21 protein-coding genes are annotated in these 25,999 nt (G+C 63.0%); 19 read left to right on the top strand and 2 right to left on the bottom strand.

Annotation, left to right across the window (positions count from 1 at the left end):
* The first annotated feature begins 84 nt into the window (after positions 1 to 84).
* On the top strand, positions 85 to 606 hold the full coding sequence (locus tag N4G42_RS03730) for a class I SAM-dependent methyltransferase (RefSeq protein WP_260666316.1): 522 nt from the start codon (positions 85 to 87) through the stop codon (positions 604 to 606).
* Here N4G42_RS03730 and N4G42_RS03735 read toward each other — a convergent pair.
* The gene (locus tag N4G42_RS03735) at positions 597 to 1,469 is read right to left on the bottom strand and encodes a sterol desaturase family protein (RefSeq protein ID WP_260666219.1); all 873 of its coding nucleotides are present in this window, start codon (positions 1,467 to 1,469) and stop codon (positions 597 to 599) included. The genes N4G42_RS03730 and N4G42_RS03735 overlap by 10 nt on opposite strands.
* A 175-nt stretch (positions 1,470 to 1,644) precedes the next feature.
* A complete protein-coding gene (locus N4G42_RS03740) occupies positions 1,645 to 5,400 on the bottom strand; it encodes a methyltransferase domain-containing protein (RefSeq protein ID WP_260666220.1) in 3,756 nt (1,251 codons plus the stop codon).
* 132 nt (positions 5,401 to 5,532) lie between these two features.
* Between N4G42_RS03740 and N4G42_RS03745 the strand changes: the two genes are divergently transcribed.
* The 18 genes from N4G42_RS03745 (at position 5,533) to N4G42_RS03830 (ending at position 25,987) form a co-directional block, all read left to right on the top strand.
* Positions 5,533 to 6,255, top strand: a complete 723-nt coding sequence (locus tag N4G42_RS03745; RefSeq protein WP_260666221.1) for a glycosyl transferase — start codon at positions 5,533 to 5,535, stop codon at positions 6,253 to 6,255.
* Positions 6,252 to 7,355, top strand: a complete 1,104-nt coding sequence (locus N4G42_RS03750; protein ID WP_056059425.1) for a glycosyltransferase family 4 protein — start codon at positions 6,252 to 6,254, stop codon at positions 7,353 to 7,355. Before N4G42_RS03745 ends, N4G42_RS03750 begins: the two co-directional genes overlap by 4 nt.
* A 76-nt stretch (positions 7,356 to 7,431) precedes the next feature.
* Positions 7,432 to 8,322 (top strand): acetylglutamate kinase, encoded by an 891-nt coding sequence (argB, locus tag N4G42_RS03755; protein WP_056059422.1) that lies wholly within the window; start codon positions 7,432 to 7,434, stop codon positions 8,320 to 8,322.
* A gap of 17 nt (positions 8,323 to 8,339) precedes the next feature.
* Complete coding sequence (locus tag N4G42_RS03760; RefSeq protein ID WP_056059420.1) at positions 8,340 to 9,032, top strand: response regulator transcription factor; 693 nt, start codon at positions 8,340 to 8,342, stop codon at positions 9,030 to 9,032.
* Between the two features lie 77 nt (positions 9,033 to 9,109).
* The gene (locus N4G42_RS03765) at positions 9,110 to 10,561 is read left to right on the top strand and encodes a sensor histidine kinase (RefSeq protein ID WP_260666317.1); all 1,452 of its coding nucleotides are present in this window, start codon (positions 9,110 to 9,112) and stop codon (positions 10,559 to 10,561) included.
* A gap of 207 nt (positions 10,562 to 10,768) precedes the next feature.
* A complete protein-coding gene (slmA, locus tag N4G42_RS03770) occupies positions 10,769 to 11,431 on the top strand; it encodes a nucleoid occlusion factor SlmA (protein ID WP_260666222.1) in 663 nt (220 codons plus the stop codon).
* A 149-nt stretch (positions 11,432 to 11,580) separates the two neighbouring features.
* The gene (locus N4G42_RS03775; protein ID WP_099731283.1) at positions 11,581 to 12,309 is read left to right on the top strand and encodes a TetR/AcrR family transcriptional regulator; all 729 of its coding nucleotides are present in this window, start codon (positions 11,581 to 11,583) and stop codon (positions 12,307 to 12,309) included.
* A gap of 4 nt (positions 12,310 to 12,313) precedes the next feature.
* Positions 12,314 to 14,110, top strand: coding sequence for an acyl-CoA dehydrogenase C-terminal domain-containing protein (locus N4G42_RS03780; RefSeq protein WP_116748879.1), 1,797 nt, complete (start codon positions 12,314 to 12,316; stop codon positions 14,108 to 14,110).
* 45 nt (positions 14,111 to 14,155) lie between these two features.
* Positions 14,156 to 14,593 carry a DUF2147 domain-containing protein gene (locus tag N4G42_RS03785; protein WP_260666223.1) on the top strand — a complete coding sequence of 146 codons (438 nt, stop codon included), beginning with the start codon at positions 14,156 to 14,158 and terminating at the stop codon, positions 14,591 to 14,593.
* Positions 14,594 to 14,660: 67 nt separating this feature from the next.
* Positions 14,661 to 17,063 (top strand): 3-hydroxyacyl-CoA dehydrogenase/enoyl-CoA hydratase family protein, encoded by a 2,403-nt coding sequence (locus tag N4G42_RS03790; RefSeq protein ID WP_260666224.1) that lies wholly within the window; start codon positions 14,661 to 14,663, stop codon positions 17,061 to 17,063.
* Positions 17,064 to 17,095: 32 nt separating this feature from the next.
* The gene (locus N4G42_RS03795) at positions 17,096 to 17,605 is read left to right on the top strand and encodes a DUF4442 domain-containing protein (protein WP_260666225.1); all 510 of its coding nucleotides are present in this window, start codon (positions 17,096 to 17,098) and stop codon (positions 17,603 to 17,605) included.
* Positions 17,606 to 17,617: 12 nt separating this feature from the next.
* On the top strand, positions 17,618 to 18,817 hold the full coding sequence (locus N4G42_RS03800) for an acetyl-CoA C-acyltransferase (RefSeq protein ID WP_260666226.1): 1,200 nt from the start codon (positions 17,618 to 17,620) through the stop codon (positions 18,815 to 18,817).
* Between the two features lie 219 nt (positions 18,818 to 19,036).
* On the top strand, positions 19,037 to 19,927 hold the full coding sequence (locus tag N4G42_RS03805; RefSeq protein ID WP_121941939.1) for an alpha/beta fold hydrolase: 891 nt from the start codon (positions 19,037 to 19,039) through the stop codon (positions 19,925 to 19,927).
* 27 nt (positions 19,928 to 19,954) lie between these two features.
* Positions 19,955 to 20,827 carry an acyl-CoA thioesterase gene (locus N4G42_RS03810; RefSeq protein ID WP_218298862.1) on the top strand — a complete coding sequence of 291 codons (873 nt, stop codon included), beginning with the start codon at positions 19,955 to 19,957 and terminating at the stop codon, positions 20,825 to 20,827.
* A gap of 78 nt (positions 20,828 to 20,905) precedes the next feature.
* Complete coding sequence (locus N4G42_RS03815) at positions 20,906 to 21,682, top strand: enoyl-CoA hydratase (RefSeq protein ID WP_099731277.1); 777 nt, start codon at positions 20,906 to 20,908, stop codon at positions 21,680 to 21,682.
* Positions 21,683 to 22,681: 999 nt separating this feature from the next.
* Positions 22,682 to 23,419: a TetR/AcrR family transcriptional regulator gene (locus N4G42_RS03820; RefSeq protein WP_260666227.1), complete on the top strand. Its 738-nt coding sequence runs from the start codon at positions 22,682 to 22,684 to the stop codon at positions 23,417 to 23,419.
* A gap of 28 nt (positions 23,420 to 23,447) precedes the next feature.
* On the top strand, positions 23,448 to 24,377 hold the full coding sequence (locus tag N4G42_RS03825) for an SDR family oxidoreductase (protein WP_260666228.1): 930 nt from the start codon (positions 23,448 to 23,450) through the stop codon (positions 24,375 to 24,377).
* Positions 24,374 to 25,987 carry an acyl-CoA carboxylase subunit beta gene (locus N4G42_RS03830; RefSeq protein WP_260666229.1) on the top strand — a complete coding sequence of 538 codons (1,614 nt, stop codon included), beginning with the start codon at positions 24,374 to 24,376 and terminating at the stop codon, positions 25,985 to 25,987. The genes N4G42_RS03825 and N4G42_RS03830 overlap by 4 nt, the downstream gene beginning before the upstream one ends.
* Positions 25,988 to 25,999: the final 12 nt, after the last annotated feature.

Below are 25,999 nucleotides of genomic sequence, written 5' to 3' on the forward strand. Positions count from 1 at the left end.
AGAAGGAATGATGTGCATACAAGCTCTCTAGAACATGTCCAGCGTTTGGTGGACCATTATTTAACTGAACGTCAAGAGCTCGAGGTGATCGATATTGGTAGCTGTGATGTCAACGGTAGCTACAAAGCTTTTTTCAGCCGGCAAGGATGGGGCTATACCGGCGTAGATCTGGCTCCAGGTCCGAATGTGGACGTGGTACTGAACTCACCATATAAGCTGCCGTTCGCTAGTCATTCAGTGGACGTGGTGGTATCAGGGCAAGCTTTTGAGCACGTAGAATTTTTCTGGCTTACGTGGTTGGAGATGGCACGTATTCTGCGGCCGGGAGGTTATATTTTTTTGGTAGCCCCATCGCGGGGACCTGAACACAGATATCCGCAGGATTGTTGGCGGTTTTACCCTGACGGTTTTCGTGCCCTGGGGCAGTACGGGGACCTTGAGATACTTGAAACTACTACGGACTGGACTCCGCATGCTGCGGAGGATAGCGCTGCCTGGGGAGACACGGTGGGCGTTTTTCGACAGCGGCCTATGTCTAAGCTGAAGCAGTGGCGCCGTGTTTTTATGCAACGTCTACGCCACTGGCTGTTACCGGGTTATCGCTGATTGCCGTGGGCGGCACTGTTGCTGCCAACAACCATATCGCCCGATACGGTTGCTGTAGAGATTAAAGGGTAAGGTAATAACTGCCCCAAGCCATTCGCGCTACCGCCATCTTGAACGCCAGTTTCTGCATACTCTCCTTTATGAGGTAAGCAGGTTGTACCGAATAACCTGTCCCAGAACGGAAAGAAAACAGCAAAATTCTTGTCGAAGTGTTCTTTTTTGAGGGAGTGGTGAATGCGATGGTATTGGGGCCCAACAATAACTAGAGACAGTGGGCCTAAAGGCAGCTTTACATTCCAATGAATGAACATGCCGTAAATTCCGATGAGCATCCCTAACCACGGAAGCGTACGGTCAGGTTGGCCAAACAACACAATTACCGGTATGCCAAGCACGAAGTAGCGTAGCACTTCTTCGAGCCAATGATGGCGAATGGTAGAAGACGCAGAAATGTTGGGATCTGCATGGTGGAATCGGTGATAACGCCAAAGAAACGGCCAACGATGCTGTGCGCGATGGAACCAGTAATAAAAAAAATCGAAAACTGCCAAGTAGACGAGCGTTACAACGCCAATGATCCACCAGGGCTGGTTGGTAACTGTCCAGCCCAATAGATTGCGCGTTAGAAGCGGTGACAGGAAGCGGTCAATAGGATAAAGCGCGATACCTGCGAGCGTCATGTACACAGGAGCGTAGGCAAGGTTCATCAGCACCGTGGGTACATGCAAGCGACGCGCGGGAACCAGCAGTTCAATGATGATGGCAGGAACCAGCGCAAATGAAACGAGCTTTACGGCGTAGAGTGCGCCGGTCCATTGCTGTAGCAGGAGTTGGGTCAGGAACGACCAGTTGTCTTGAGGCATGCGAAGGCCAGTTTAGATAGCATAGACGTCAATAGACGGACTTGGGCAAGTAAGCTGAGGTACCGAAGAATCGAACCACGATCGCGGGCTTCAAAGAAACAAGACCAGCGCTCGCCGGCGTGGGCGCTGGCGGGCATCGACCAAACTTGGTGCAGTTAGCTGACCATCTTAGCTCTTAGCGTTGAAGCCAAGTTTTCACCTTACGTTGCCAATGCGCTGGGATCGTATGCGCTACCGAACGTAGTAACGGCATTGACCGAAGCTGGCTCAGCAATGCAAGAGCGCCTGTCTTTGCTACTGTTGCCCGTGTGGGTTGCGGAATGTAGCGAACAAGCGAAGCGGCATGCACGGGTTCAGTATCGCGATCAAGATTAGCCGAGATATCTTTCAGATAGTCGGCCCGATAGTCCCAAGAATGGTTTTCAGCCTGTGGCGATGCCTGCGGTGGTTGGGGTGGCACCATGGGAATGAAGTTTTCCGAGCGCAGCTTGATGAAGTGCTGCACCCACCTTGTGGCGTCCCAGTTCCAGGGGCAGACCCAACTCCATTGTCTTCCAGCTATCCGCTCAGTAAACGCACCAATGTCTGGCACAACGACTGGTAGACCAGCGACAAGCGCAGCGCTCAATGTGTAGCTGTACGTTTCTGGCCATTGCGCAGGAAACCACACCACATCTGGTTTAAGCCATGCAAGCAGCTCTGGAAGATCGGAGTCTTCGTACCTGCCATGGATCGTCAGCCGTGCGTGTGGCTGGGTTTGTAGATGCCTATACCCGTAGCCTAACAGGTGAAACTCCAATGGCGCGCCAAGGCTGGCCGTCTCCAGTGCAACGGCTTCAAGCAGATCGGCTCCTTTGATGGCGCTGAGCGCTCCAAGAACCGCTACCTTGAGAGGCGCCTGAGTGAGAAAAGTACGCGCCTCCCCTGCGGTGACCTGCGTGGTGTCTTTATCAACCACATCGGTATGGGGGGCGACGCGAATGCGGGCTCCAGGAGCGAATGCATGCATGCGCGTTGCAGCATCGTGACTGGGAGCAAGAACATAGCGAGCGGAAGTTAGAAAGTGCCTGTTTCTGTGCCGCCAATCAGCCACAGTACCAGCCCCTATGGGGGCTTTGGATTGAGGATCGCAGCAGTTGCAAACACCTTGACCCCCTTCGCCCGCGTATCGGTCCTTATTGCCAGTCAGGGAAATGTGCGTGCAGAAACTGTAATAGTCGTGCGCTGTAAAGTCGTAGTGGACCCCCAATGCATTTGGCAGATCGAAAATGACTGGGTGGTGACCGAGCTGATGGTGGTAGTGAATATGGCGAATGCCAAGCAGCCGAAGTATTTCCAATAAATCGGTGTACTGGTCCGGCAGGCGAAATAGGAGCTGAAATCCTTCCCCACCCAACGCGAATTCAAGGCATGCGCTAGACCCTGTGGCAGGCTTGAGTGTTAGATAAATGGCTTGCTCTTGAAGGTGTTGTGCGAGTTCTTGAACATGCCTAAATGTTCCCCCACCTCGGTTATGTAACACAGCAAGCAAAACAGGTAACCGCTGGGCTCGTATGCGGGCGATATCCAGTGCCAACCGATAAGGTTGTGCAGGGTCCGCCTGTACGAATGCCAAGACGCTTCGCTCGTAATGCGGGTGCAAGCGCCGCAAAGTTTCCATGGCGGCTTGCTCTCGCGGGCTTTTGCTGTCGCCGAAGCTCACGCCGCCGGTATGCAGCACAAAGGTGTCGAGCAGGTGTAGATTGCGCCAGCCCGCCTCCGCCGCCCGCTGGCAAAAATCATTTTCTTCCCCATACCCTTTGCCGAAGTTCCCCGTATCAAACAGGCCCACCTGCTGAAGGCAGTCGCGGCGGATGTACATGCAAAACCCGACGCCAGTGGGGACGTCCACCACCGCACCCGGGTTGGTTTGCGCGCACAGTGCGTCCAGCTGAGCCGTGTCGTAACCTTGCGGCAGTGTGTTGTCCTTGCAAAAGCGGGGGTAGCTGCAAATGGTGGCGTTGTTGGAAAACGGCGTGACCGAGCCCACCTTCTGATCGCTGTAGGCCGCGCGACGGATGCGGTCGAGCCAGTCATTAGCGACCTCGGTATCGCTATTGAGCAGCAGCACATCGTGGTTACTGTTCAGTGCCATACCTCTGTTCACGGTACCAACAAAGCCCATGTTTTCAGCGTTCTCTAGCAGGGTGATGCGACTGTCCTGCTGTGCGCGTTCGCGAAGCCATTCGGTCACCTCAGGCTCCGGGCTGGCGTCATTGATAACAATCAGCCGCCAGGGAGTTTTGCACTGGCTTTTCAGTGCGGAGTCTATGCACAGTTTGGTATCGGCCAAGCCCCGGTAAACGGGCACGATGACGTCCACTGGGTGGGCGGGTGGTGTAAGGGGGACTGGGGCTCGTTGCGCATGTTGCGCTTTTGCGGGGCTTCGTCCCAGCAACCGATCAATGCGCATCTTGGTATGCACCAGGGGGCGGGTGGCTCTGAACACGGTGGAGTTTTCTATGGATTTGAGGTGATCGGCCAGCGCCTGGTAATCCTTGTCGAGTCGGGTAGCCTCTTGTTGCCACATGGCGCGCTGCTGGGCCAGTGCCTTGTTGTTTTCTTCCAGGAGGCTCGCTCTGCCATTGACTGCATGCAGTTGGTTTTGTTGCTGCTTGATGCGGCTTTGTGCATCGCGGGCGATGCCTTCCAGCTCGCCAATACGATCTTGGAGAGGTTTGACCGTGTTGGACAGTGCGAGGTAGTCTGCAGACATCGGCCAGCCCAGTTCGACATCCAGCCGGCCTCCCGACAGGCCGGGAGTCCTAAAAATCTCGGCGGGGATGGGAAGTTCAAGCCACGGATCGGTGCCCGTCAGCAGCAGCAGGCTGGCGCCAGAAGCCGGCGGCATGGGCGCTTGCCAGGCGATTTGGCTGTGGGGCGTGGATGCCAGTAATGTGCGGCTGGATGTATTTGCTGACCACTGCCAAAGTATCTCGCCGGTCTCGCCGCGAAGTGCAATACCGTATAAATGCAAGAATCCAGCGCGATCCGCTGGATCGAGCCTGAGTTGTGTGACGGTCCCGCCATCCGCGGGGAGTCGAAAACTCAGTGTCTGGTGCTCTGACCCTATCACGCCGGTCGCACTCAGCTTGCCGTCTTCAGCATAGCCGCCATGCTTTCCGACGTAGAGCTGCGCCGTGAAGAGCGCTTGCGCCGTACCCAAATCATCGACCGCGTGGAAGCTGCAGGGTACATGGTCCACGGGCCTAGCGACGCCAATGAATTGATAGGTCAATGCGTCCGGAACTCCCAAAAGGTAACGAGCGACGGTGGGGGGAAGTCGGTCAAATGCCGTCTGAAACTCCGAGTCTGGCAACTGACGAGTGATGGTGTCGACCGCATCCAGATCCCAGTGCTGCTCGGCCAGAAACCTCACCAGCGAGCGACGTGTGAAGAATCGCAGGTGGGTGCGGTCAAGCAAGCCTTCCTCTCGGTAGCGGAACTCGCCTTCAAGGAGTTCTGCCAACAGTCCGCTGTAGGCTGCATTCGGAACCGAAATCAGCAGCCGGCCTTCTGGCGCCAGAAGTTCCCGGCACATCTGCAAAACAGCTTCCGGCCGTTTCAGATGCTCCAGTACATCGGCGCAAACGATGTAGTCATATTGGCGAGAGCTGAACATCTGGAGCAGGTCCGCCGTTTCCAAATCCGCCACATCGACCTGCCGGTAATAGGGCTGGGCGTGGGCTGCTTCTGCCTGGCTCAGGGTCACTCCATCGGTCGTACAGTCCCGAGTTTCCTTCAGGTACTGGCCTAAAGCGCCGCTCCCGCATCCGAGGTCCAGAACGCTGGCGCCATGTTGGATCAGGCTTGCCAGTACGGACAGTGAAGTGCGCTCACCCTCTGCAATGGAGCGCAAATAGACGTGCAGATCGTCAATAGAATTCGTCATCTGGCGATTATGACGGGCTGGATACGGCGGTTTGGCAAGCTGAGCAGTGGACAATAGAGGGCAATGCCAGCCGTTCAGTCTTTATCCCCGCGCAATTTGGTGGTCTCAGTGGTCAGTCATGGACACGGTGACATGGTGCAGGGATTGCTTTTGCAACTGGCCGAGCTTTCTGTGGCGTCAGTCTCCCGAGTGGTCCTGACCCATAACTTGCCAGAGCCTGAGCCCACACCGCCCGTAGGAGGGTGGCCCTTTCAATTGTTGCAGGTGGTTAATGAGACGCCTCGGGGTTTTGGCGCCAACCACAACCGGGCGTTGGCGGGGGCCTCCGAGGCCTTTGTATGCGTTCTCAACCCTGACGTGGTGTTGGTGGGGGCCGAGGACCCCTTCAAGGCGCTGGTGGCGGCCTGCGAATCAACGGACGTCGGGGCCAGCTACCCTGTTCAGATAGATCCGGCGGGCCGGGTGCAGGCCAGTGAACGCGAGCTCCCTTCCCCGTTGGCGCTGTTGCGTCGCAGGCTTCTCAAGCGCAAGGAGACTCGGGTGGATTGGGTCAATGCTGCCTGCTTGGTGTTGCCGTCGGTAGTCTGGCGTTCGTTAAATGGTTTTGATGAGAGCTATTTCATGTACTGCGAGGATGTGGACCTTTGTCTGCGCTTGCGGTTGCGCGGATTGCGGCTTGTCAGGGCGCCCATCCGTGTCATTCATATTGGGCAGCGTGCCAGTGCCCGCAGTCGGAGGCACCTGAGCTGGCATATCAGGAGCCTGTTGCGCTTGTGGCGTTCGCCGGTTTATGCCAAGGCGCAACAGTTGCTAACCTCGGCGTCAGCCAACAACAGTACCATCAGCGCCTCATGATTTGGTTGTCTGTGGTCGGTTTTTTGGTTGCGGCACTGGCTGCAGGGCTCATTGTGAGATGGGGGCGGGAGCATGCGGCGGTGTACAGCGATTCGATGCCCCAGCGCTTTCACCTCGGACATGTTCCTCGATTGGGTGGCGCAGCGTTAGTGATGGGTACGTCCGTAGGGTGGGCGTTGGGCGTACTGCAGTCCGTCTATTGGGGCGACCCAGGCTCCCTCCGGCTCGACTTTTGGGTGGCGGGCTGGCTGGTGGTCGTGCTTCCTGCAGTGATCGGCGGCATTGCGGAAGACCTTACCCAGCGCCTTTCAGTGCGTTACCGCCTCACTTTGACCGGGGCATCTGGCGCATTGGCGGTATGGCTTTTGGGTATCAATCTGCCACGCCTGGGCTGGCCCTGGCTTGATGCTGTCCTGGTTGCTGCCCCCTGGCTTGGCATCGCCATAGTCGTGCTTGCAGTCGCAGGCCTGCCCCATGCCTTCAATATCATCGACGGCTACAACGGGCTGGCTGGAATGGTTGCCTTGATCGTGTGCCTCGCCTTGGCGCACGTGGCGCTGCAGGTGGGTGACCGGGCGCTGGCTGCGCTGCTGGTATCCACTGCTGCAGCCACAGGCGGTTTTTTGGTCTGGAACTACCCGCGCGGCATGCTGTTTGCCGGTGATGGCGGGGCCTATGTGTGGGGTGTGGTGATTGCCATGGCCAGCATCTCGCTGGTGCAGCGCAATGCGGACGTATCTCCTTGGTTCCCGATGCTTCTGCTGATCTACCCGGTGTGGGAGACGATTTTCTCCATTTACCGCAAGGCGGTGCGGGGCGTTTCACCGGGCGTGGCCGATGCGCTGCATTTTCACCAGCTCATCTACCGCCGCATTGTTCGTGGGGTGTTTCACGATGATGAGTCCCGCCGGGTGCTGATGCGCAACAACCGTACGTCGCCCTATCTGTGGGGTTTTACGCTTCTGACGGTGGTGCCTGCAGTGCTGTTCTGGAACAACACGCCCCTGCTCATGGCGTTTTGCGGGCTTTTTGTGGTCAGCTATGTCATGGCCTATCTGGCCATCGTGCGGTTCAAAGTGCCGAACTGGCTGCGCCACTGAAGCCTTCTTGTGTTCGCGCGCCTGGCGAATGCGGCACAATTTGCGCCTCACAGTTTTCTCCGGATGGCACGCCCCCATGACCGACCTTCTTTCGATTGCCCCACGCGACAAGGCTGAAATCCTGGCCCAGGCGCTGCCTTACATCCGCAAGTTCCATGGCAAGACCATGGTGATCAAGTACGGCGGCAACGCCATGACGGACCCGGCCCTGCAGGCCGACTTTGCCGAGGACGTGGTGCTGCTCAAGCTGGTGGGCATGAACCCGGTCGTGGTGCACGGTGGCGGCCCGCAAATCGAAACCGCGCTCAACCGACTGGGCAAGAAGGGCGAGTTCATCCAGGGCATGCGAGTGACCGATGCCGAGACCATGGAAGTGGTCGAATGGGTGCTGGCTGGCGAGGTGCAGCAGGACATCGTGGGACTGATCAACCAAGCCGGTGGCAAGGCCGTGGGCTTGACCGGCCGTGACGGCGGCATGATTCGCGCACAAAAGCTCAAGATGGTGGACAGCAAGGATCCCACCATCGAACACGACGTGGGCCAGGTGGGTGACATCGTTTCCATCGACCCCAGCGTGGTGAAGGCGCTGCAAGACGATGCGTTCATTCCCGTCATCAGCCCGATTGGCTTTGGCGAGAACAACGAAAGCTACAACATCAATGCGGATGTGGTGGCCAGCAAACTGGCCACGGTGTTGCAGGCTGAAAAGCTGATGCTGCTGACCAACACCCCCGGTGTGCTCGACAAGGCTGGCAACCTGTTGACCGACCTGACAGCCCGCCGCATCGACGAGCTGTTTGCCGACGGCACCATCTCGGGCGGCATGCTGCCCAAGATTGCCGGTGCGCTGGATGCCGCCAAGGCGGGTGTAAATGCGGTGCACATCATTGACGGGCGTGTGCCCCATGCCATGCTGCTGGAGATCCTGACTGACCAGGCCTACGGCACCATGATCCGGTCTCACTGACTCCGCGTGAGGTCTCCATGCGTCTGCTGTTGGTCGAAGACGATGTGATGGTGGCCAGCGGCATCAAGCTGGGGCTTACCGATGCGGGTTATGCGGTGGACTGGGTGGGCAGTGGCGAGCGGGCCGAAGAGGTGCTGCGCGCCGAGTCGTTTGATGCAGCCATCATCGACATCGGGCTGCCCGCTATGGACGGCCTGGAACTGACACGCCGCCTGCGCCGCCCAGACATGGCAAGCCCCGCGATGCCAGTTTTGATCCTGACGGCGCGTGACGCGCTGCATGACCGGGTGCAGGGGCTGGATCTGGGGGCGGATGACTACATGGTCAAGCCGTTCGAGCTGCCCGAGCTGCTGGCGCGCCTGCGTGCGCTGTTGCGCCGTTCCCAGGCCGCGACCACGGCCGTGCTGAGTTTTGGCCCGCTGGAGCTGGACACGGCCGGGCGCCGGGCCAGCATGCGCACACCGGCTGGCGAGCAGGTCATCGAACTGGGCCCGCGCGAGTGGACGGTGCTCGAATACCTGCTCATCAACGCCCCCAAGCCTGCTAGCAAAGACAAGCTGCTGCAGGCACTGACCGGGTGGGACAAGGAGATCACCCCCAACGCGGTGGAGGTGTATGTCTCGCGCCTGCGGGGCAAGCTGGAACCCCACGGTGTGGCGCTGCGGTCCATACGGGGCTTTGGCTACCGGCTTGAACTGCAGGCAACCTGAGCAGGAATTTTCCGCGCCCAGTTCGCCGCCTCGCCATGCTTTGGAAAAACTCTTCCCGGCGGCCCGGCCTGCGCGCCATGACATCGGACTTGCGCACCCGGCTGCTGCTGATGCTGGTACTGCCCCTGTGTGTGCTGGTGCTGGCGGGGGTCTGGCTGGACTACCGGTCGGCCGATGAGGCCGCTGGCCAGCACGACCAGCGTCTGGTGCGGCTGCTGCCCGCGCTGGCCGATTCTGTGCTGGCGCCGCCCATCCACGACAACGACCCACCGCTGCTGCTGCTGGCGCCGCCCATCGAAGAGTTTTTGCGCCAGAACGCGGGCTTTGCGGCCTATAGCGTGCGCGATACCTCGGGGCGCCTGTTGCTCGGAGAGGGCTGGGTACACGGCGCCGTGCCCACCACACAGGCCCCGGAGTTCCACAGCGTGGAGTTCGGCGGGGTGACGTACCGGGTGGCGGCACAGCGCGGGCGCACGGGGGCGGGCGAGCTGGTCGTGGCCCTGGCCGACGGGTCGGACCCCCGCCAGAAATGGGCGCAGCAACTGCTCCTGAGGGTGTTGTTGCCCAACCTCGTATTGCTGATTGCCGCGGGTTTTGCGATCCATTGGGCGGTGCGGCAGGCCTTCAAACCCCTGGTGGGGCTTGCGGAGGCGGTGGAGCGCCGCTCTCCCCGCGATCTCAGTCCCATCGACGAGGCCGCCTCGCCCGACGAGGTGCGGCCCCTGGTGCACTCGCTCAACCGCCTGTTTGCGCTGGTCAACGCACAGGCCGAAGGACAGCGGCGTTTTGTGGCCGACGCGGCGCACCAGTTGCGCACGCCGCTGGCGGGCTTGCAGGCCCAGGTGGAGGCCTGGGCCATGATGGCCAAGGCGGCAGCGCCGCCACGCACGTCATTCCCGGATTTCGACCGAAAAATGCCGCTAGCGCATGAAGATCGTGCACAAGGTGCTATTGTTTTGGGAGTTGATCAGATCGAGAAGCTGCGCAACGCCACGCGCCGCACCTCTCAGCTGGCGCACCAGCTGCTGGCGTTGTCTCGCGCGGACGCCCGCAGCCTGGACGCGCAGCCGCCGCAGCGGGTGGATCTCAAGGATCTGTGCGAGTCGCTGCTGGAAACATTTTTGGACGCAGCCACCGGCAAGGGCCTGGACCTCGGGCTCGATGTCCAGCTGGTGCATGTGACAGGCCATGGCTGGCTGCTGCGCGAGCTGCTGTCCAACCTGGTGGACAACGCCATCAAATACACACCTGCGGGGGGTGTGGTGACCATCCGCTGCGGACTGCGCCAGGGGCGCGCTGGCCCGCCCCGGCCCTACGTGGAGGTGGAGGACGACGGCCCTGGCGTGCCGGAGTCTGAGCGTACCCGCGTGTTGCAGCGGTTCTACCGCGTGCCCGGCGCGGGAGGCGAGGGCACGGGCCTGGGCCTGGCCATTGCGGACGAGATTGCCCGGGTACACCGTGCCGCACTGACGCTGGGCACGGGCCCCCAGGGGCGCGGGCTGCTGGTGACGGTGGTGTTTCCGCTGTAGTCGTGCGGGGTCCCCGGGCCGTTCGGACCGACAAGGGGCCTGTGCGAGAATCATTTCCACACACGATTGACTTGTGCAAACAGGTGGCGGCCCGGCCCCTCCTGGCTGCGGCAAGATGTGACATCGTGATCCACGCCCTGCCGTGATCCGACCATGCCCAGTGGCATGCGCACCGGGAGCAGGGCCCCACCGGAGTCCCTGTCCTGCATGTCTGAAATCTCGCCCCTCCCCGAGCCTGCCAGTACCGCCGAAGCGGGTGATGTTGCGGCTGCACGCAAGCGGCCCAAGCCCGGGGAACGGCGCGTCCAGATCCTGCAGGCCCTGGCCGCCATGCTGGAGCAGCCTGGGGCCGAGCGCATCACCACTGCCGCACTGGCCGCGCGCCTGTCGGTCAGCGAGGCGGCGCTGTACCGTCATTTCGCCAGCAAGGCGCAAATGTTCGAGGGCTTGATTGATTTCATCGAGCAGTCGGTGTTCACACTGGTGCAGCAGATCACGGGGCGCGACGTGCATGACCCCACACAGCCTGCCGACGTGGGCGCTCGCCAGGCGGCGCGCATCGTGGCGCTGGTGCTGCAGTTTGGCGAGCGCAACCCGGGCATGGTGCGGGTCATGGTGGGCGACGCACTGGTGTTCGAGCACGAGCGCTTGCAGCAGCGCATGAACCAGTTCTTTGACCGCATCGAATCCACCCTGCGCCAGTGTCTGCGTGCTAGCACCGCCGCATCCAGCACGCCCACAGTCGATGCCCAGGTGGCGGCCAGCGTGTTGACGGCCTTTGTGGTCGGGCGCCTGCAGTGCTACGCCCGCTCGGGGTTTCGGCGCCTGCCCACCGAGCACCTGGAAGCCAGCCTTGCGCTGATGTTGTAGCGGTCCGCGCTGTTGAGGCGGCGCATCACGGCGGGGGTGGCGCGGCTGCAACGGGTGGTTTGGATGGGTCTCCCTATTTTTTCCGGGGGCTTGGGGGCTGCAGGGAATTTGCTGCAGAATAGAACGAACGTTCGTTTTTATTCGTGCCCATGTCCTCCATCCCCGAATCCCGCCAGGTCACCCGCATCCCGCGCGCTCGCAGTGGTACTGGCCGTGCCTTGCAAAAAGGCCAGCAGACCAAGGCGGCCATCGTCGAGGCCGCGCTGGGCCTGGCCACGCACATCGGGCTGGAAGGCCTGTCCATCGGGGCGCTGGCAGACGTCACCGGCATGAGCAAGTCGGGCGTTTTCGCCCACTTTGGCTCCCGCGAAGAGCTGCAGATCTCCGTCATCCGCGAATACCACACCCGCTTCGAGCAGGAAGTGTTCTACCCCGCCATGTCCGCCCCCCGTGGCGTGGCGCGTTTGTCGGCGCTGTTCGACAACTGGATGAAGCGCACCTCCATCGAAATCGACTCGGGCTGCATTTACATCAGCGGCGCGGTCGAGTTCGATGACCGTACCGGCCCCGTGCGCGATGCGCTGGCCAGTTCGGTGCTGACCTGGCATGCCGCCATGCGCCGCGCCATCGAGCAGTGCAAGGAACTGGGCGAACTGCGTGCCGACACCAAGGAAGAGCAGATGCTCTTCGAGATCCACGGCCTGATCCTCGCGCTGCACTACGAGGCGCGGTTCCTGCAGACCCCGGGCTCCATCGACCGGGCTGTCGTGGGCTTTCACAACATTCTGGCGCGTTACAGCGCGCCGACAGCGGCAGCCAAGGCACCCACAGTGGCGCGCCGCAAAGTTTCCAACCAAACCACCACATCCAAGGAGTAAACCCATGCCTACCTATACGCCGCCCCTGCGCGACATGCAATTCGTCATGCACGAAGTGCTCAAGGTCAGTGATGAATTCAAGGCGATGCCACCCCACGCCGAAGTGGATGTGGACACCATCAATGCCGTGATCGAAGAGGCCGGCAAGTTTGCTGCCGAAGTCGCCTTCCCGCTCAACATCAGCGGCGACACCGAAGGCTGCGTGCTGAACAAGACCACGCACGAAGTGAAGACCCCCACCGGCTTCAAGGACGCCTATGCCAAGTACGTCGAGGGTGGCTGGGCGGCGCTGAGCTGCGACCCCACCTACGGCGGCCAGGGCCTGCCCTTCGTGCTGAACCAGTGCCTGTACGAGATGCTGAACTCGGCCAACCAGGCCTGGACGATGTACCCCGGCCTGTCGCACGGCGCCTACGAAGCCCTGCACGCCCATGGCACCGACGCCCAGAAGGCCCTGTACCTGCCCAAGCTGACCAGCGGCGAATGGACCGGCACCATGTGCCTGACCGAACCCCACTGCGGTACCGACCTGGGCCTGATGCGCACCAAGGCCGAGCCTCTGCCTGACGGCACCTACAAGATCACCGGCAACAAGATCTTCATCAGCGCCGGCGAGCACGACATGGCCGCCAACATCGTTCACCTGGTGCTGGCCCGCCTGCCCGATGCGCCCAAGGGCAGCAAGGGCATCAGCCTGTTTGTGGTGCCCAAGTTCAACGTGAATGCCGACGGCTCGCTGGGCGAGCGCAACCCGATCTTCTGCACGGGCCTGGAGCACAAGATGGGCATCCACGGCAACGCCACCGCGCAGATCGCACTGGACGGCGCCATCGGCACCATGGTGGGCCAGCCCAACAAGGGCCTTGCTGCCATGTTCGTGATGATGAACGCCGCCCGCCTGGGTGTGGGCAACCAGTCGCTGGGCCTGACGGAAGTGGCTTACCAGAACGCGCTGGCCTATGCCAAGGACCGCATCCAGTCGCGCAGCCTGTCCGGCCCCAAGGCCAAGGACAAGGATGCTGACCCCATCATCGTGCACCCCGATGTGCGCAAGATGTTGCTCACCGCCAAGGCCTACGCCGAAGGTGGCCGCGCGCTGCAGATCTTCTGCACGCTGTTGCTGGACAAGGTGCACAGCCACCCCGATGAAAAGGTGCGCAAGGATTCCGAAGAACTCGTGGCCCTGCTGACCCCCATCGTCAAGGCCTTCATCACCGACAACGGCCACATCAGCACCAACGCGTGCATGCAGGTCTTCGGCGGCCACGGCTTCATCAAGGAATGGGGCATGGAACAGTACGTGCGGGACAACCGCATCAACATGATCTATGAAGGCACCAACACCATCCAGTCGCTCGACCTGCTGGGCCGCAAGGTGCTGGGCAACAACGGTGCCACGCTGAAAAAGCTGGGCAAGCTGATTGGCCAGCTGGTGGAAGAAGAGGGCGTGAACGAGCGCATGGCCGAGTTCATCAACCCCGTGGCCATGCTGGGCGACCAGATGACCAAGTTCACCACCGAGATCGGCTTCAAGGGCATGCAAAACCCCGACGAAGTGGGCGCTGCTGCGGTGGACTACCTGCGCGTGGCCGGCCACCTGGTGTTCGGCTACCTGTTCGCCCGCATGGCCCAGGTCGCCCTGCGCGAGATCGCAGCCGGCAACACCGACCCGTTCTACGGCGCCAAGCTGCAGACCGCACGTTTCTACTTCGCCAAGCTGTTCCCCGAAACCGCCACGCTGATGCGCACCGCCCGCGCCGGCAGCAAGGTGCTGATGGACACCGATCTGGCCCTGGCCTGATCGGTGCCGGATGCGGATTTCAAGCCTTTTTGCCAGGGAGCGCAGATGTTCAAAGCGGTAGCAGCTATTGTTTTGGTAGCGGGTGCGCTGCCGGCCTGGGCGCAGATGACGCCCGAAGGCCTGTGGCGCAACGTCGATGACAAGACCGGCGAGGCCAAGGCCGAGATCCGCATCCGCGACATTGGTGGCGGCGTGCTGCACGGAGCGCTGGAAAAGCGCCTGTCCAAGGACGCCAAGCCCGACGAGGTCTGCGACGAATGCTCGGACGACCGCAGGGGCAAGCCCATTCTCGGGCTGGAGATCATCCGTGGCGCCAAAAAGGCCGACGGCAAAGAGGTGTGGGAGGGCGGCAAGATTCTCGACCCTGAGAACGGCCGCAACTACACCCTGCGCATGACTCCCGTCGAGGGCGGCAAGAAGCTCGAAGTGCGCGGCTCGATCGGCCCGTTCGGCCGCACGCAAACCTGGATCCGCGTCCAGTAAACCCCATTCCCGTGGCCTTGCGCGCCCCTTGCGGTGTTGCGCAACGCCCCAACCAGGAACCCAACCCATGTCCCGATTCCAAGTGAAAAAAGTCGCCGTACTCGGCGCAGGCGTGATGGGCGCGCAGATTGCCGCCCACCTCGTCAACGTGAAGGTGCCCGTGGTGCTGTTCGACCTGCCTGCCAAGGAAGGCCCCAAGAACGGCATCGTCACCAAGGCCGTCGAAGGCCTGAAAAAGCTCAAGCCCTCGCCCCTGGGCGTGGCCGACGACGCGGCGCTGATCCAGCAGGCCAACTATGAAGAGCACATGCACCTGCTCAAGGAATGCGACCTCGTGATCGAGGCCATTGCCGAGCGCATGGATTGGAAGCTCGACCTCTACACCAAGATCGCTCCCCACGTGGCCAAGCACGCCATCCTGGCGTCCAACACCTCGGGCCTGTCGATCACCAAGCTGTCCGAAGTGCTGCCCGAGAGCATCAAGCCCCGTTTCTGCGGCATCCACTTCTTCAACCCCCCGCGCTACATGACGCTGGTGGAGCTGATCAACACGCCCACCACCCAGCCCGAAGTGCTGGACCAGCTCGAAGCCTTTGTGACCAGCGGCCTGGGTAAGGGCGTGGTGCGCGCGCACGACACGCCCAACTTCGTGGCCAACCGCGTGGGTATCGCCGGCATGCTGGCCACGATGAAGGAAGTCGAGAACTTCGGCCTGACCTATGACGTGGTGGACGACCTCACGGGCAAGAAGCTCGGCCGTGCATCCAGCGGCACCTTCCGCACCGCCGACGTGGTGGGTCTGGACACCATGGCCCACGTGATCAAGACGCTGCAGGACAACCTGAGCATTGAGACCGACCCCTTCTACGAAAGCTTTGGCACGCCTGCCGTGCTGAAAAAGCTGCTGGAGCTGGGCAACCTGGGGCAGAAGACCAAGGCCGGTTTCTTCAAGAAGGTCGGCCGTAATGTGATGCGCTTCGAGCTGGAAAGCGAAGAGTACGTGCCCGCCGGCCAGAAGGCCGACGAGGTGTACGCGCGCATGCTCAAGAAGCCCGCTGCCGAGCGCCTGCGCCTGCTGCGCAACGCCGAAGGCGCGCCCGGCCAGTTCCTCTGGGCCATCCTGCGCAACAGCTTCCACTACGCTGCCGTGCACCTGGGCACCATCGCCGACAACGCCCGCGACGTGGACCAGGCCATGCGCTGGGGCTTCGGCATGAAGCAGGGTCCCTTCGAGCTGTGGCAGGAAGCCGGTTGGCTCGAAGTCGCGAAGATGATCCAGGAAGACATCGACGCTGGCAAAGCGCTGTGCAAGGCACCGCTGCCCGAGTGGGTCTTCAAGGGCCCCGTGGCCGACGCCGGTGGCGTGCACACCGCGCAAGGTTCGTGGAGTGCATCGCAGAACAAGTTTGTGCCCCGCCGCCAGTTGCCCGTGTACGAGCGCCAGATCTTCCCCGAGGCCCTGTTGGGCGAAACCAGCCTGCCCGACTGGCGCACCGCTGGCACCACGATTGCTGAATCGAAGGCGCTGCGCACCTGGACGCTGGACGGCCAAGTACTCATCGCCAGCATCAAGAACAAGATGCACGCCATCAGCCCCGAAGTGATGGAAGCGCTGATGGAAGCGCTGGAACTGGCCGAGTCTGAGTACCAAGGCATGGTCATCTGGTCCGGCGACGCGCCTTTCAGCGTGGGTGCGGACCTGGAAGCCACGATGCCCGCCTTCATGGTCGGCGGCGCCGATGCGGTGGAAAGCATCGAGCAGGAGCTGCAAAACCTGATGATGCGCATCCGCTATGCGCAGGTGCCTGTCGTCGCAGCCATCCACGGCATGGCGCTGGGCGGTGGCTGTGAGCTGGCCGTGTATTCGGCCAAGCGCGTGGCCCACATGGAAAGCTACATCGGCCTGGTCGAAGTGGGCGTGGGCCTGGTGCCCGGCGCGGGCGGCCTGACCTACATCGCCCGCCGCGCGGCCGAGAACATGGCAGCTTCCACATCCAAGGACATCCTGCCTTTCCTGACCGAAGGCTTCACCGCCGCCGCCATGGCCAAGGTGGGCGCCAGCGCGCTGGAGTCGCGCAAGCTGGGTTACCTGCTGGACAGCGACGTGATCGTGCCCCACAAGGATGAGCTGTTGTTCGTGGCCATCAACGAAGCCAAGTCCATGGCCGCGAGCGGCTGGCGTGCGCCGCACAAGCGCCTGTTCCCCGTGGCCGGCCGCAGCGGTCTGGCCACCATCAAGGCACAGCTGGTGAACATGCGCGACGGCGGCTTCATCAGCGCCTACGACTTCAAGATCGGCGCCATGATCGCCGAGGTGGTCTGTGGCGGGGATGTGGATGCTGGCTCGATGGTGAGCGAGGAATACCTGCTCACGCTGGAGCGCAAGGTGTTCTGCCACCTGATCGCCCAGCCCAAGACGCATGAGCGCATCCTGGGCATGTTGTCCACCGGCAAGCCGGTTCGCAACTGATCCGGACGTCGATGGATAACCGGTAGACCGACATGAGCGAACACGCCCCCAACAAATTGCAGCGCTCGCTGATGCGCCTGGACGAGGCCCCCGCCTTCATGCGCGGGTTCGTGCAGAACATCATCCTGCGCCGGGCTGTGCCCTTTACCGGCACGGCCGGGGTGAAGTTCGTGTCGCTCACGCCTGAGCGGGTCGAAGTGCATCTTGCCAACGAGCACCGTGTGCAAAACCACATTGGTGGTGTGCACGCCTCGGCCATGAACCTGCTGGCTGAAACGGCCACCGGCATGGCCGTGGGCATGAACGTGCGCGACGACTGCCTGCCGCTGGCCAAGGAGCTGAGCATGGCGTTCAAGAAGCGCGCCACTGGCGGCCTCAAAGCCGTGGCCACGCTCACCGCCGAGCAGCGCGCCGTCATGTTGGCCAGCGACAAGGGCGAGGTGCAGGTGAAAGTCACCGTGACCGACGAAGCCGGTGTGGAGCCGGTCGAATGTGTATTTACGTGGGCCTGGGTTCCTTCCAGCCGCCCCCCCAAGAATTGAAGGAGTTTCACCATGGCTCAAAAACAAGTCCAGGACGCCTACATCGTCGCCGCCACGCGCACGCCCATCGGGCGCTCGGGCCGCGGCTATTTCAAGAACACCCGCCCCGACGACCTGCTGGTCGCCGCCATCAAGAGCGCCATGCTGCAGGTGCCCACGCTGGACCCCAAGGCGATTGAAGACGCCATCATCGGCTGCTCTTTCCCTGAAGGCGAGCAGGGCATGAACATGGCCCGCATCGCCGTGGGCCTGGCGTTCGACCACCCCGTGGGCGGCGTGACGGTGAACCGCTTTTGCGCATCGGGCATCACCGCGCTGCAGATGGCCGCCGACCGCATCCGCGTGGGCGAGGCCGACGTGCTGATCGCCGGCGGCGCCGAGTCCATGAGCCTGGTGCCCATGGGCGGCAACAAGCCCTCGTTCAACGCCGAGATTTTTGCCAAGGACGAAAACGTGGGCATCGCCTACGGCATGGGCCTGACCGCCGAAAAGGTGGCCCAGCAGTGGAAGGTGAGCCGCGAAGCGCAAGACGCGTTCGCCCTCGAATCCCACCTGCGCGCCATCAAGGCGCAAAAGGCCGGTGAGTTCAGCGACGAAATCACGCCCTTCGAGATCGTGGAGCGTTCGCCCAACCTCGCTACCGGCGAAGTGTTGGAAAAGCGCCGCACCGTGAGCCTGGACGAAGGCCCTCGCCCCGACACGTCCCTGGAAGGCCTGGCCAAGCTCAAGCCCGTGTTTGCGGCGCGCGGCAGCGTCACGGCGGGCAACAGCTCGCAGACCAGCGATGGCGCGGGTGCGCTCATCGTGGCCAGCGAAAAGGCCGTCAAGCAGTTTGGCCTGACGCCCCTGGCGCGTTTTGTGAGCTACGCCGCGCGTGGCGTGCCGCCAGAGATCATGGGCATTGGTCCTATCGAAGCGATTCCTGCGGCCCTGCGTTATGCGGGTCTCAAGAGCGATGACATTGGCTGGTATGAGCTGAACGAGGCGTTTGCGGCCCAGTCGCTGGCGGTGATCAATACGCTGGGCCTGAACCCTGCGAACGTGAACCCTATGGGCGGCGCCATTGCGCTGGGGCATCCGTTGGGCGCGACCGGTGCGATTCGGGCGGCTACGGTGGTGCATGCGCTGCGTCGGCACAAGCTGAAGTACGGCATGGTCACGATGTGCGTAGGGACCGGCCAAGGCGCCGCCGGCATCATCGAAGCTTTGTGAGTTAGCTGGCTACTGCGCGGGTCATCTGCGTCGTTGGGCGGTGCTCGGAATCCTCACGTACTAGGCAAGTACGTTCCGGTTCCTGCGCTCCGTCCGCCTAGCAGCTGATCCCGCTCGCTACGCCCTGGAGGACGGGGTGTGAAAGCTGGGGTACGAGACCAGCCCGTTGTGTTTTCCATTCAAGCCGACGCAGATCGGTTTCGACACAAGGAGACAGACATGAACAAGCAAACCTTGCAGGTCAACGGGGCGGTGTCTTTGGCGCTGCGTGTCTATGAACCTGAGGGCGCGCCACGCGCCAGCGTTGTCATCGGCGGCGCGATGGGGGTGCGACAGTCGTTTTACGAGGCCTTTGCGCTGTGGATGGCGCAGCAGGGGTTTCGGGTCACCACGTTTGACTACCGAGGCCACGGCGATTCGCTGCAGGGCGCCATGCGCGATGTGAAGGCGGATCTGTTTGATTGGGCGCAGGACTACGAGGCGGTGATTTCTGCCGCCAAGGCCGCGCTGCCGTCGCAGCCGCTGTATTTGCTGGGCCACAGCCTGGGCGCGCAGTTGCCGGGCTTGCTGAAAAAGCCCGAGCAGGTGGCGGGCCTGCTCAGCGTGGCCGCAGGCAGCGGCTACTGGCGTGACAACGCGCCGCAGCTCAAGCGCATCGTTCCGTATTTCTGGTGGGTGTTGGTGCCGCTGGCCACGCGGCTGTGCGGGTACTTCCCGGGGCGCACGCTCAAGAAGGTGGGCGATCTGCCTGCGGGGGTGATCCTGCAGTGGCGGCGCTGGTGTCTGGACCCCGCTTACAGCGTGGGGGCTGAGGGGCCTGCGGTGGCGCAGAGTTATGGCGCGGTGCGGTTCCCGGTGCTGGCGCTGTCGATGGCGGACGACGAGCTGATGACCTTGCGTGGCACGCACAACCTGGTGAACCTGTACGCCAACACCGAGCGCCGCGTGGAGAGCATCACACCGGCCGACCTGCAGGTGCGGCGCATTGGGCACTTTGGTTTCTTTCGCGACCAGTTCCGCCAAAGCCTGTGGCCGCGCGCAGCGGCTGCGCTGGCCGCCCTGGGTGGCGGCGGAATGCCCCACGGCGAAGTCTCCGGTACGACGGCCTGAGCGGTCGTTTCGCGGCACACTTGCAGCATGACTTCCTCTTCATCCACTTCTTCGTCTGCGTCTTCGTCCTCCGCTACCCACCCGCTGGACGAGGCGCTGCAACTGACGGCTTCGTCCGCTGCGACGGGCCAGTACGAAGGGCAGACCCACCCCGGCTACTGGAACATGGTCGGCCCGTTTGGCGGCATCACCGCTGCCACGCTGCTGCAGGCCATCTTGCAGCACCCCGACCGGCTGGGCGATCCGCTGTCGCTCACTGTCAACTATGCGGGCGCTTTGACCGCTGGTGCGTTCACGGTGCAGGCAACTCCTGTTCGCACCAATCGTTCCACCCAGCACTGGACGCTGTCGATCCTGCAGGCCGGTGCCGACGGCGCGCAGGTGGTCACCACCACCGCCACCGCCGTCACGGCCGTGCGCCGCGAGACCTGGAGCGTGGGCGATGTGCCCATGCCGCAGGTGCCACCCCCCGCAGAGCAAAAGGCCATCGTTGCCCCCTTGGGCGCTGTGGAATGGCTCAATCGCTATGAGATGCGCCCCATCGCTGGCTTCATCCCGCGCACCTGGGACGGCAGCGGCGACCACAGCCTGACCCAGCTGTGGATGCGCGACACACCACCGCGGCCGATCGACTTCGTGGCGCTGTCCGCATTGGCTGATGTGTTCTTCCCCCGCGTGTGGCTGCGCCGTGCGCGCCAGGTGCCTGCGGGCACGGTGTCGATCACCGTGTACTTCCACGCCACGGCAGAGCAGCTGCAGGCCACGGGCACGGGCTTCCTGCTCGGCCAGGCGCGCGGGCAGGAGTTCCGCAACGGTTTCTTTGACCAGACCGTGCAGCTGTGGAACGAGGCTGGCACCATGCTGGCCACCAGTCACCAGATTGTTTACTACAAGGAATAGTGCGCGGGCGCAGTTGCTCTGCGCCACCGTGCATCATTTCTTTCGTCCCCAACCTTCAGACCCGGAATTCTCACCACCATGACAGAAGCCACCCAAGACATCCTGGTTCACTCCGAAGCCGGTGTGACCACCATCACCTTCAACCGCGTGGACAAGAAGAACTCCATCACGCGTGACATGTATGCCGCCATGGCGGATGCGCTCGACGCCGCCAAGGCCGATGCCAGCGTGCGTGTGGTGGTGTTCCAGGGCGACGTGGCGATCTTCAGCGCGGGCAACGATATCGGCGACTTTCTGCAGCAGCCGCCCGCCACGCAGGACTCGCCCGTGTTCCGTTTTCTGCGCGGCATCGCCACCTTCCCCAAGCCCGTGATTGCCTCGGTGTGTGGCCCGGCCGTGGGCATCGGCACGACGATGCTGTTCCATTGCGACCTGGTCTATGCGGGCGATAACGCGGCGTTCTCCATGCCGTTCGTGAATTTGGGCCTGTGTCCCGAGGCGGCGTCGAGCCTGCTGGTGCCGCAGATGCTGGGGTATCACCGCGCTGCGGAAGCCTTGTTGTTGGGCGAGCCTTTCATGGCCGAGGCCGCGTTGGAAGTGGGGCTGGTGAATCGTGTGGTGCCGCCCACCGAGTGCAATGGCGTCGCACAGGCGCAGGCCAAGAAGCTGGCGGCCAAGCCGTTGTCGTCGCTCATCGAAACCAAGCGGTTGATGAAGGGCGGGCAGACGGCGAAGGTGCTGGAGGTGATGGCGGAAGAGGGCGAGAGCTTTGGGCGCATGTTGCGTGAGCCTGCGGCGCGGGAGGCGTTCTCGGCTTTTATGGAGAAGAGAAAGCCTGATTTCAGCGCGGTTTGATTCGCTAGTTCTGAGGCATTTTGGGCTGCTGGCGCTTGTATATAAAGCGCTGGCAGCTATTGTTTTTATAGCTCGTTCTCGCCCCATCCGTTCGGGTTGAGCCTACCGAAGCTTGTTTTGGCGGTGGCTACTGCATGCCCGTGTGGAGTGCGGGAGCCGGGAGTCGCCCGGCGTGCGAGTAACTTTCTTTTGCTTCGCCAAAAGAAAGTCACCAAAGAAAAGGCGACCCCCAGTCTGCGACCCCTTCGCGGTGCGAAGGGGCAAACCTGCGGCGGGGCGGTTGCGGGGTGCGCCGTGGAACTCGCTTTGCTGCTGCGCAGCGCCGCTCGGACATCCACGGCGAGTCAGTTCGCGAGGCATGGGCGCTTCGACGCCCATGCTCACCCCGCAACCGCCCCGCCGCAGGCGCAGCCAGCAGGGGGTTGGGCAGCCGAACATCCAACAGCCGGACACCCCCACGGGCCTTTGCTTCGCTCGGCCGCGCCTGCGCAGCGCGTGGCGCTTGCGCCCGCGAGATGGGGCCGAGCGCAGCGATGGCCCGAATGGATGTCCGATCCCGGTGGGTTCCCTTCTGTATGCGCCTGGGGCGCGCAGGGCGCGGGGTGGCATGCGCGTCGGAGCGCGCATGCTGAGTGATCTGACTCACCGCAGTTGTTCGAGCGGAGCGCCGCAGGCGCGCAGCGAGTTCTGCGGTGCACCCCGTGACCGAGCACCCCAGGTTGCCCCGAAGCGCAGCGAAGGGGTCGCAGACAGTAGGGGCGCCCTTTCTTTGGTGACTTTCTTTCGGCGACGCGAAAGAAAGTTACTCGCCTGCCGGGCGACTCCCGGCCTCCGTCCTTAGCATAGGCATGCGATCTGCTTCCAAATGAACAGCAAATCAGGCAGTGAATACCGGCGTTTCACCTCAAAAAGCACCCGTAGCAATCGCGATCTGACAAGCTATCTATTTTTACAAAGCACTTGCTTGCTAAAAATAAACAGTTTTGCTATCGTGCCTGCATGGATTCACCCGTGCCGCGCACCAGCGCCATCGCCCCCGCTCCCAAGAAACCCCCGGCCCGCACTCGCAGCAAGGCCGCAGCTTCCTCCGACGCCAACGCAGCCGCTGCAGAGGCAACCCCCACCCGTCGCCCCCGCGGCCGCCCCCGCAAAACCGCCGAAGAACTCGACGACGGCAACCGCCGCCGCAAGCTCATGGACGGCGCGGCCAAGCTCTTTCGCACCCAGGGCTTTGCCGCCACCAGCACGCGCGACATTGCAGCGGCGGCGGGCATGCACAGCGGCTCGCCCTTCTACCACTTCGAAAGCAAAAGCGCGCTGCTCTATGCCGTGATGAGCGAGGGCATGACCATGGCCACACAAAGCCAGCAGCAGGCACTCGATGCACTGCCCGCCACGGCCACACCGCGCGAGCAATTGCACACGCTCATTCGCCACCACTTTGAGATCCTGCTCGGGCCCCGCAGCAGCTTCATCCCGGTGATGTTGTACGAATGGCGTTCGCTCACGCCTGCGCAGCGCAAGGGCATTGCCCGCATCAAGGACAGCTACGAGGCCACCTGGATGCCCGTGCTGGAAGCGCTGGCACAGCAGGGCGCGCTGCAGGCCGAGCCGGGTGTGGCGCGGCTGTTCATCTTTGGGGCGCTCAACTGGGCGGTGCAGTGGTTCTCGCCCAAAAAGGGCAAGTCGCTCGACGCGCTCACCGACGAGGCGTTGGCCTTGTTCATCCGCTCATAACAAACCACCCCATCAAGGCAGAGTCACCATGGTCCCCACCGCGCGCAACGCCTACCAGTCTGTGTTTGCTCCGGGCCTGTTTCAGGGCCAGGTGGTAGTGGTCACCGGCGGCGGCTCGGGCATTGGCCGGTGTACGGCACACGAACTGGCGCACCTGGGGGCGCATGTGGTGCTGGTGGGGCGCAAGCCTGAAAAGTTGCTGGCCGTGGCCGAAGAGATCACCGCCGATGGCGGCCACGTGTCGTGCCAGGTGTGCGACATCCGCTCCGAAGAAGGTGTGGTCGCGCTGGTGCAGCAGATCCTTGCTGCGCAGGGCCACATCGATGCGCTGGTCAACAACGCGGGCGGGCAGTTCATGTCGCCGCTTGAATCCATCAGCGCCAAGGGCTGGGAGGCGGTGCTGAACACTAACCTCACCGGCGGCTTTCTGATGGCGCGCGAGTGCTACCGGCAGTGGATGGCGCAGCACGGCGGCTCCATCGTCAACATCGTGGCCGACATGTGGGGCTCCATGCCGGGCATGGGGCACAGCGGTGCAGCGCGCGCGGGGATGGTCAGCTTGACGGAAACGGCAGCGCTGGAATGGGCGCACAGCGGTGTGCGCGTGAACGCCGTGGCGCCGGGCTACATCGCCTCCAGCGGCATGGACAACTACCCGCCCGAGGCGGCAGACATGCTGCGTGCCATGCCGCGCACGGTGCCGCTTGGGCGCTTTGGCAACGAGGCCGAGGTGTCGGCGGCCATCACCTTTTTGCTCAGCCCGGCAGCCAGCTTCATCAGCGGCACCACGTTGCGGGTTGACGGCGCGCGGCCCCAGGTGCGCATGGGCTGGCCGCAGCGCCCGCCTGGTGCCACTGCCGCAGCACACCCGGCCGTGCGGCCGTTTGACGGCTTTCACCGCGCGCAGGTGCCCCAGGTGTTTGCACCTTCCTATCCCCCCAAGACCGAGGCCGCATGACTGCCGTCTTCGCTTCCCGATTCAACCCAGGCGGCGCCGAGGCCACGCAGCGCCGCGCGGCGCTGCAGGTCCGCCTTCATGCCCTGCGCGCGTTGGAAGAGCGTGCCGCCGCCGCCTCGGCCCGCTCGCTCCCCCAGTTTGAAAAACGCGGCCAGCTGCTGCCGCGCCAGCGGGTGGCGCTGTTGCTGGATGCTGGTGCGCCCTGGCTGCCGCTGTGCACGCTGGCGGGCTATCTGCAGGATGTGAAAGACCCTGAGAAGTCCGTGCCCGGTGGCGGCATGGTCGCCGGCATCGGCTTTGTCAGCGGCGTGCGCTGCATGGTGGTGGCCAGCGATTCGGGCATCGAAGCCGGTGCCATCCAGCCCATGGGCCTGGAAAAGATCTTGCGTGTGCAGGAGATCGCGCTGCAAAACCGCTTGCCGTTCATCCACCTGGTGGAGAGCGCGGGTGCCAACCTCATGCGCTACCGGGTGGAGGGCTTCGTGCACGGCGGCACACTGTTTCGCAATCTCGCGCGGCTGTCGGCGGCGGGCATTCCGGTCATCACCGTGCAGCACGGCTCGGGCACCGCAGGCGGCGCCTATATGCCGGGGCTGTCGGACGTGGTCATCATGGTGCAGGGCCGCTCGCGCGCCTTTCTGGCCGGACCTCCGCTGCTCATGGCTGCGACGGGCGAGATTGCGACGGAAGAGGAACTGGGCGGTGCCGAGATGCACACCGCCGTCTCGGGCCTGGGCGAATACCTGGCGCAGGACGACCGCGAGGCCATTGGCCTGGCGCGCGATGTGGTGGCGCAGCTGGGGTGGAACGTACCCTCGCGCATCAATGCACCTGGGCCCACCTTGCCATCAGACGACCTGCTGTCCCTGATGTCCGCCGACCTGCGCCAGCCCATGGACATGCGCGAGGTGATGGCGCGGCTCGTGGACGGCTCAGAGCTGCTCGAATTCAAGTCCCGCTACGGCATGGCAACCCTGTGCGCGCAGGGCCACATCCAGGGCCATGCCGTGGGCTTCATCAGCAACAACGGCCCCATCGACGTGGCAGGCGCCAACAAGGCCACGCACTTCATTCACTGGATGTGCCAGCTGGGCCACCCCATCATCTACCTGCAGAACACCACGGGCTACATGGTGGGCAAGGACAGCGAGCAGGGCGGCATGATCAAGCACGGCAGCAAGATGATCCAGGCCGTGACCAACGCCACCGTGCCGCAGATCACCATCCAGTGCGGCGCGAGCTTTGGCGCGGGCAACTATGGCATGTGCGGGCGCGGCTATGCGCCGCGCTTCCTGTTCAGCTGGCCCGGGGCCAAGACCGCCGTGATGGGTGGCGAGCAGGCTGCGCGCACCATGCAGATCGTGACCGAGGCGGCGCTCGCGCGCAAAGGCATCACGCCCGACCCGGCCGAATCGCAGGCCCAGTTCGACAAGATCGTCGCCATGTTCGAGGCCCAGGCCGATGCGTTCTACACCAGCGGCCTGCTGCTGGACGACGGCGTGATCGACCCGCGCGACACGCGGGCCGTGCTGGCCTTTTGCCTAGACACCTGCACAGAGGCCCAGGCACGCACGCTGCGGCCCCTGAGCTTTGGTGTGGCGCGGATGTAGGCGCTTCGCACG

It is taken from the genome of Acidovorax sp. K2F (genome assembly GCF_025246485.1).
GTDB classification, from domain to species: Bacteria; Pseudomonadota; Gammaproteobacteria; order Burkholderiales; family Burkholderiaceae_C; genus Acidovorax; species Acidovorax delafieldii.

Excerpts from the sequence above, each read along its gene's own strand:
- N4G42_RS03735 (WP_260666219.1), bottom strand. The coding sequence starts at position 1,469 with ATGCCTCAAGACAACTGGTCGTTCCTGACCCAACTCCTGCTACAGCAA.
- N4G42_RS03740 (WP_260666220.1), bottom strand. The coding sequence starts at position 5,400 with ATGACGAATTCTATTGACGATCTGCACGTCTATTTGCGCTCCATTGCA.
- N4G42_RS03745 (WP_260666221.1), top strand. The coding sequence starts at position 5,533 with ATGGTGCAGGGATTGCTTTTGCAACTGGCCGAGCTTTCTGTGGCGTCA.
- N4G42_RS03750 (WP_056059425.1), top strand. The coding sequence starts at position 6,252 with ATGATTTGGTTGTCTGTGGTCGGTTTTTTGGTTGCGGCACTGGCTGCA.
- argB (WP_056059422.1), top strand. The coding sequence starts at position 7,432 with ATGACCGACCTTCTTTCGATTGCCCCACGCGACAAGGCTGAAATCCTG.
- N4G42_RS03760 (WP_056059420.1), top strand. The coding sequence starts at position 8,340 with ATGCGTCTGCTGTTGGTCGAAGACGATGTGATGGTGGCCAGCGGCATC.
- N4G42_RS03765 (WP_260666317.1), top strand. The coding sequence starts at position 9,110 with ATGACATCGGACTTGCGCACCCGGCTGCTGCTGATGCTGGTACTGCCC.
- slmA (WP_260666222.1), top strand. The coding sequence starts at position 10,769 with ATGTCTGAAATCTCGCCCCTCCCCGAGCCTGCCAGTACCGCCGAAGCG.
- N4G42_RS03775 (WP_099731283.1), top strand. The coding sequence starts at position 11,581 with ATGTCCTCCATCCCCGAATCCCGCCAGGTCACCCGCATCCCGCGCGCT.
- N4G42_RS03780 (WP_116748879.1), top strand. The coding sequence starts at position 12,314 with ATGCCTACCTATACGCCGCCCCTGCGCGACATGCAATTCGTCATGCAC.
- N4G42_RS03785 (WP_260666223.1), top strand. The coding sequence starts at position 14,156 with ATGTTCAAAGCGGTAGCAGCTATTGTTTTGGTAGCGGGTGCGCTGCCG.
- N4G42_RS03790 (WP_260666224.1), top strand. The coding sequence starts at position 14,661 with ATGTCCCGATTCCAAGTGAAAAAAGTCGCCGTACTCGGCGCAGGCGTG.
- N4G42_RS03795 (WP_260666225.1), top strand. The coding sequence starts at position 17,096 with ATGAGCGAACACGCCCCCAACAAATTGCAGCGCTCGCTGATGCGCCTG.
- N4G42_RS03800 (WP_260666226.1), top strand. The coding sequence starts at position 17,618 with ATGGCTCAAAAACAAGTCCAGGACGCCTACATCGTCGCCGCCACGCGC.
- N4G42_RS03805 (WP_121941939.1), top strand. The coding sequence starts at position 19,037 with ATGAACAAGCAAACCTTGCAGGTCAACGGGGCGGTGTCTTTGGCGCTG.
- N4G42_RS03810 (WP_218298862.1), top strand. The coding sequence starts at position 19,955 with ATGACTTCCTCTTCATCCACTTCTTCGTCTGCGTCTTCGTCCTCCGCT.
- N4G42_RS03815 (WP_099731277.1), top strand. The coding sequence starts at position 20,906 with ATGACAGAAGCCACCCAAGACATCCTGGTTCACTCCGAAGCCGGTGTG.
- N4G42_RS03820 (WP_260666227.1), top strand. The coding sequence starts at position 22,682 with ATGGATTCACCCGTGCCGCGCACCAGCGCCATCGCCCCCGCTCCCAAG.
- N4G42_RS03825 (WP_260666228.1), top strand. The coding sequence starts at position 23,448 with ATGGTCCCCACCGCGCGCAACGCCTACCAGTCTGTGTTTGCTCCGGGC.
- N4G42_RS03830 (WP_260666229.1), top strand. The coding sequence starts at position 24,374 with ATGACTGCCGTCTTCGCTTCCCGATTCAACCCAGGCGGCGCCGAGGCC.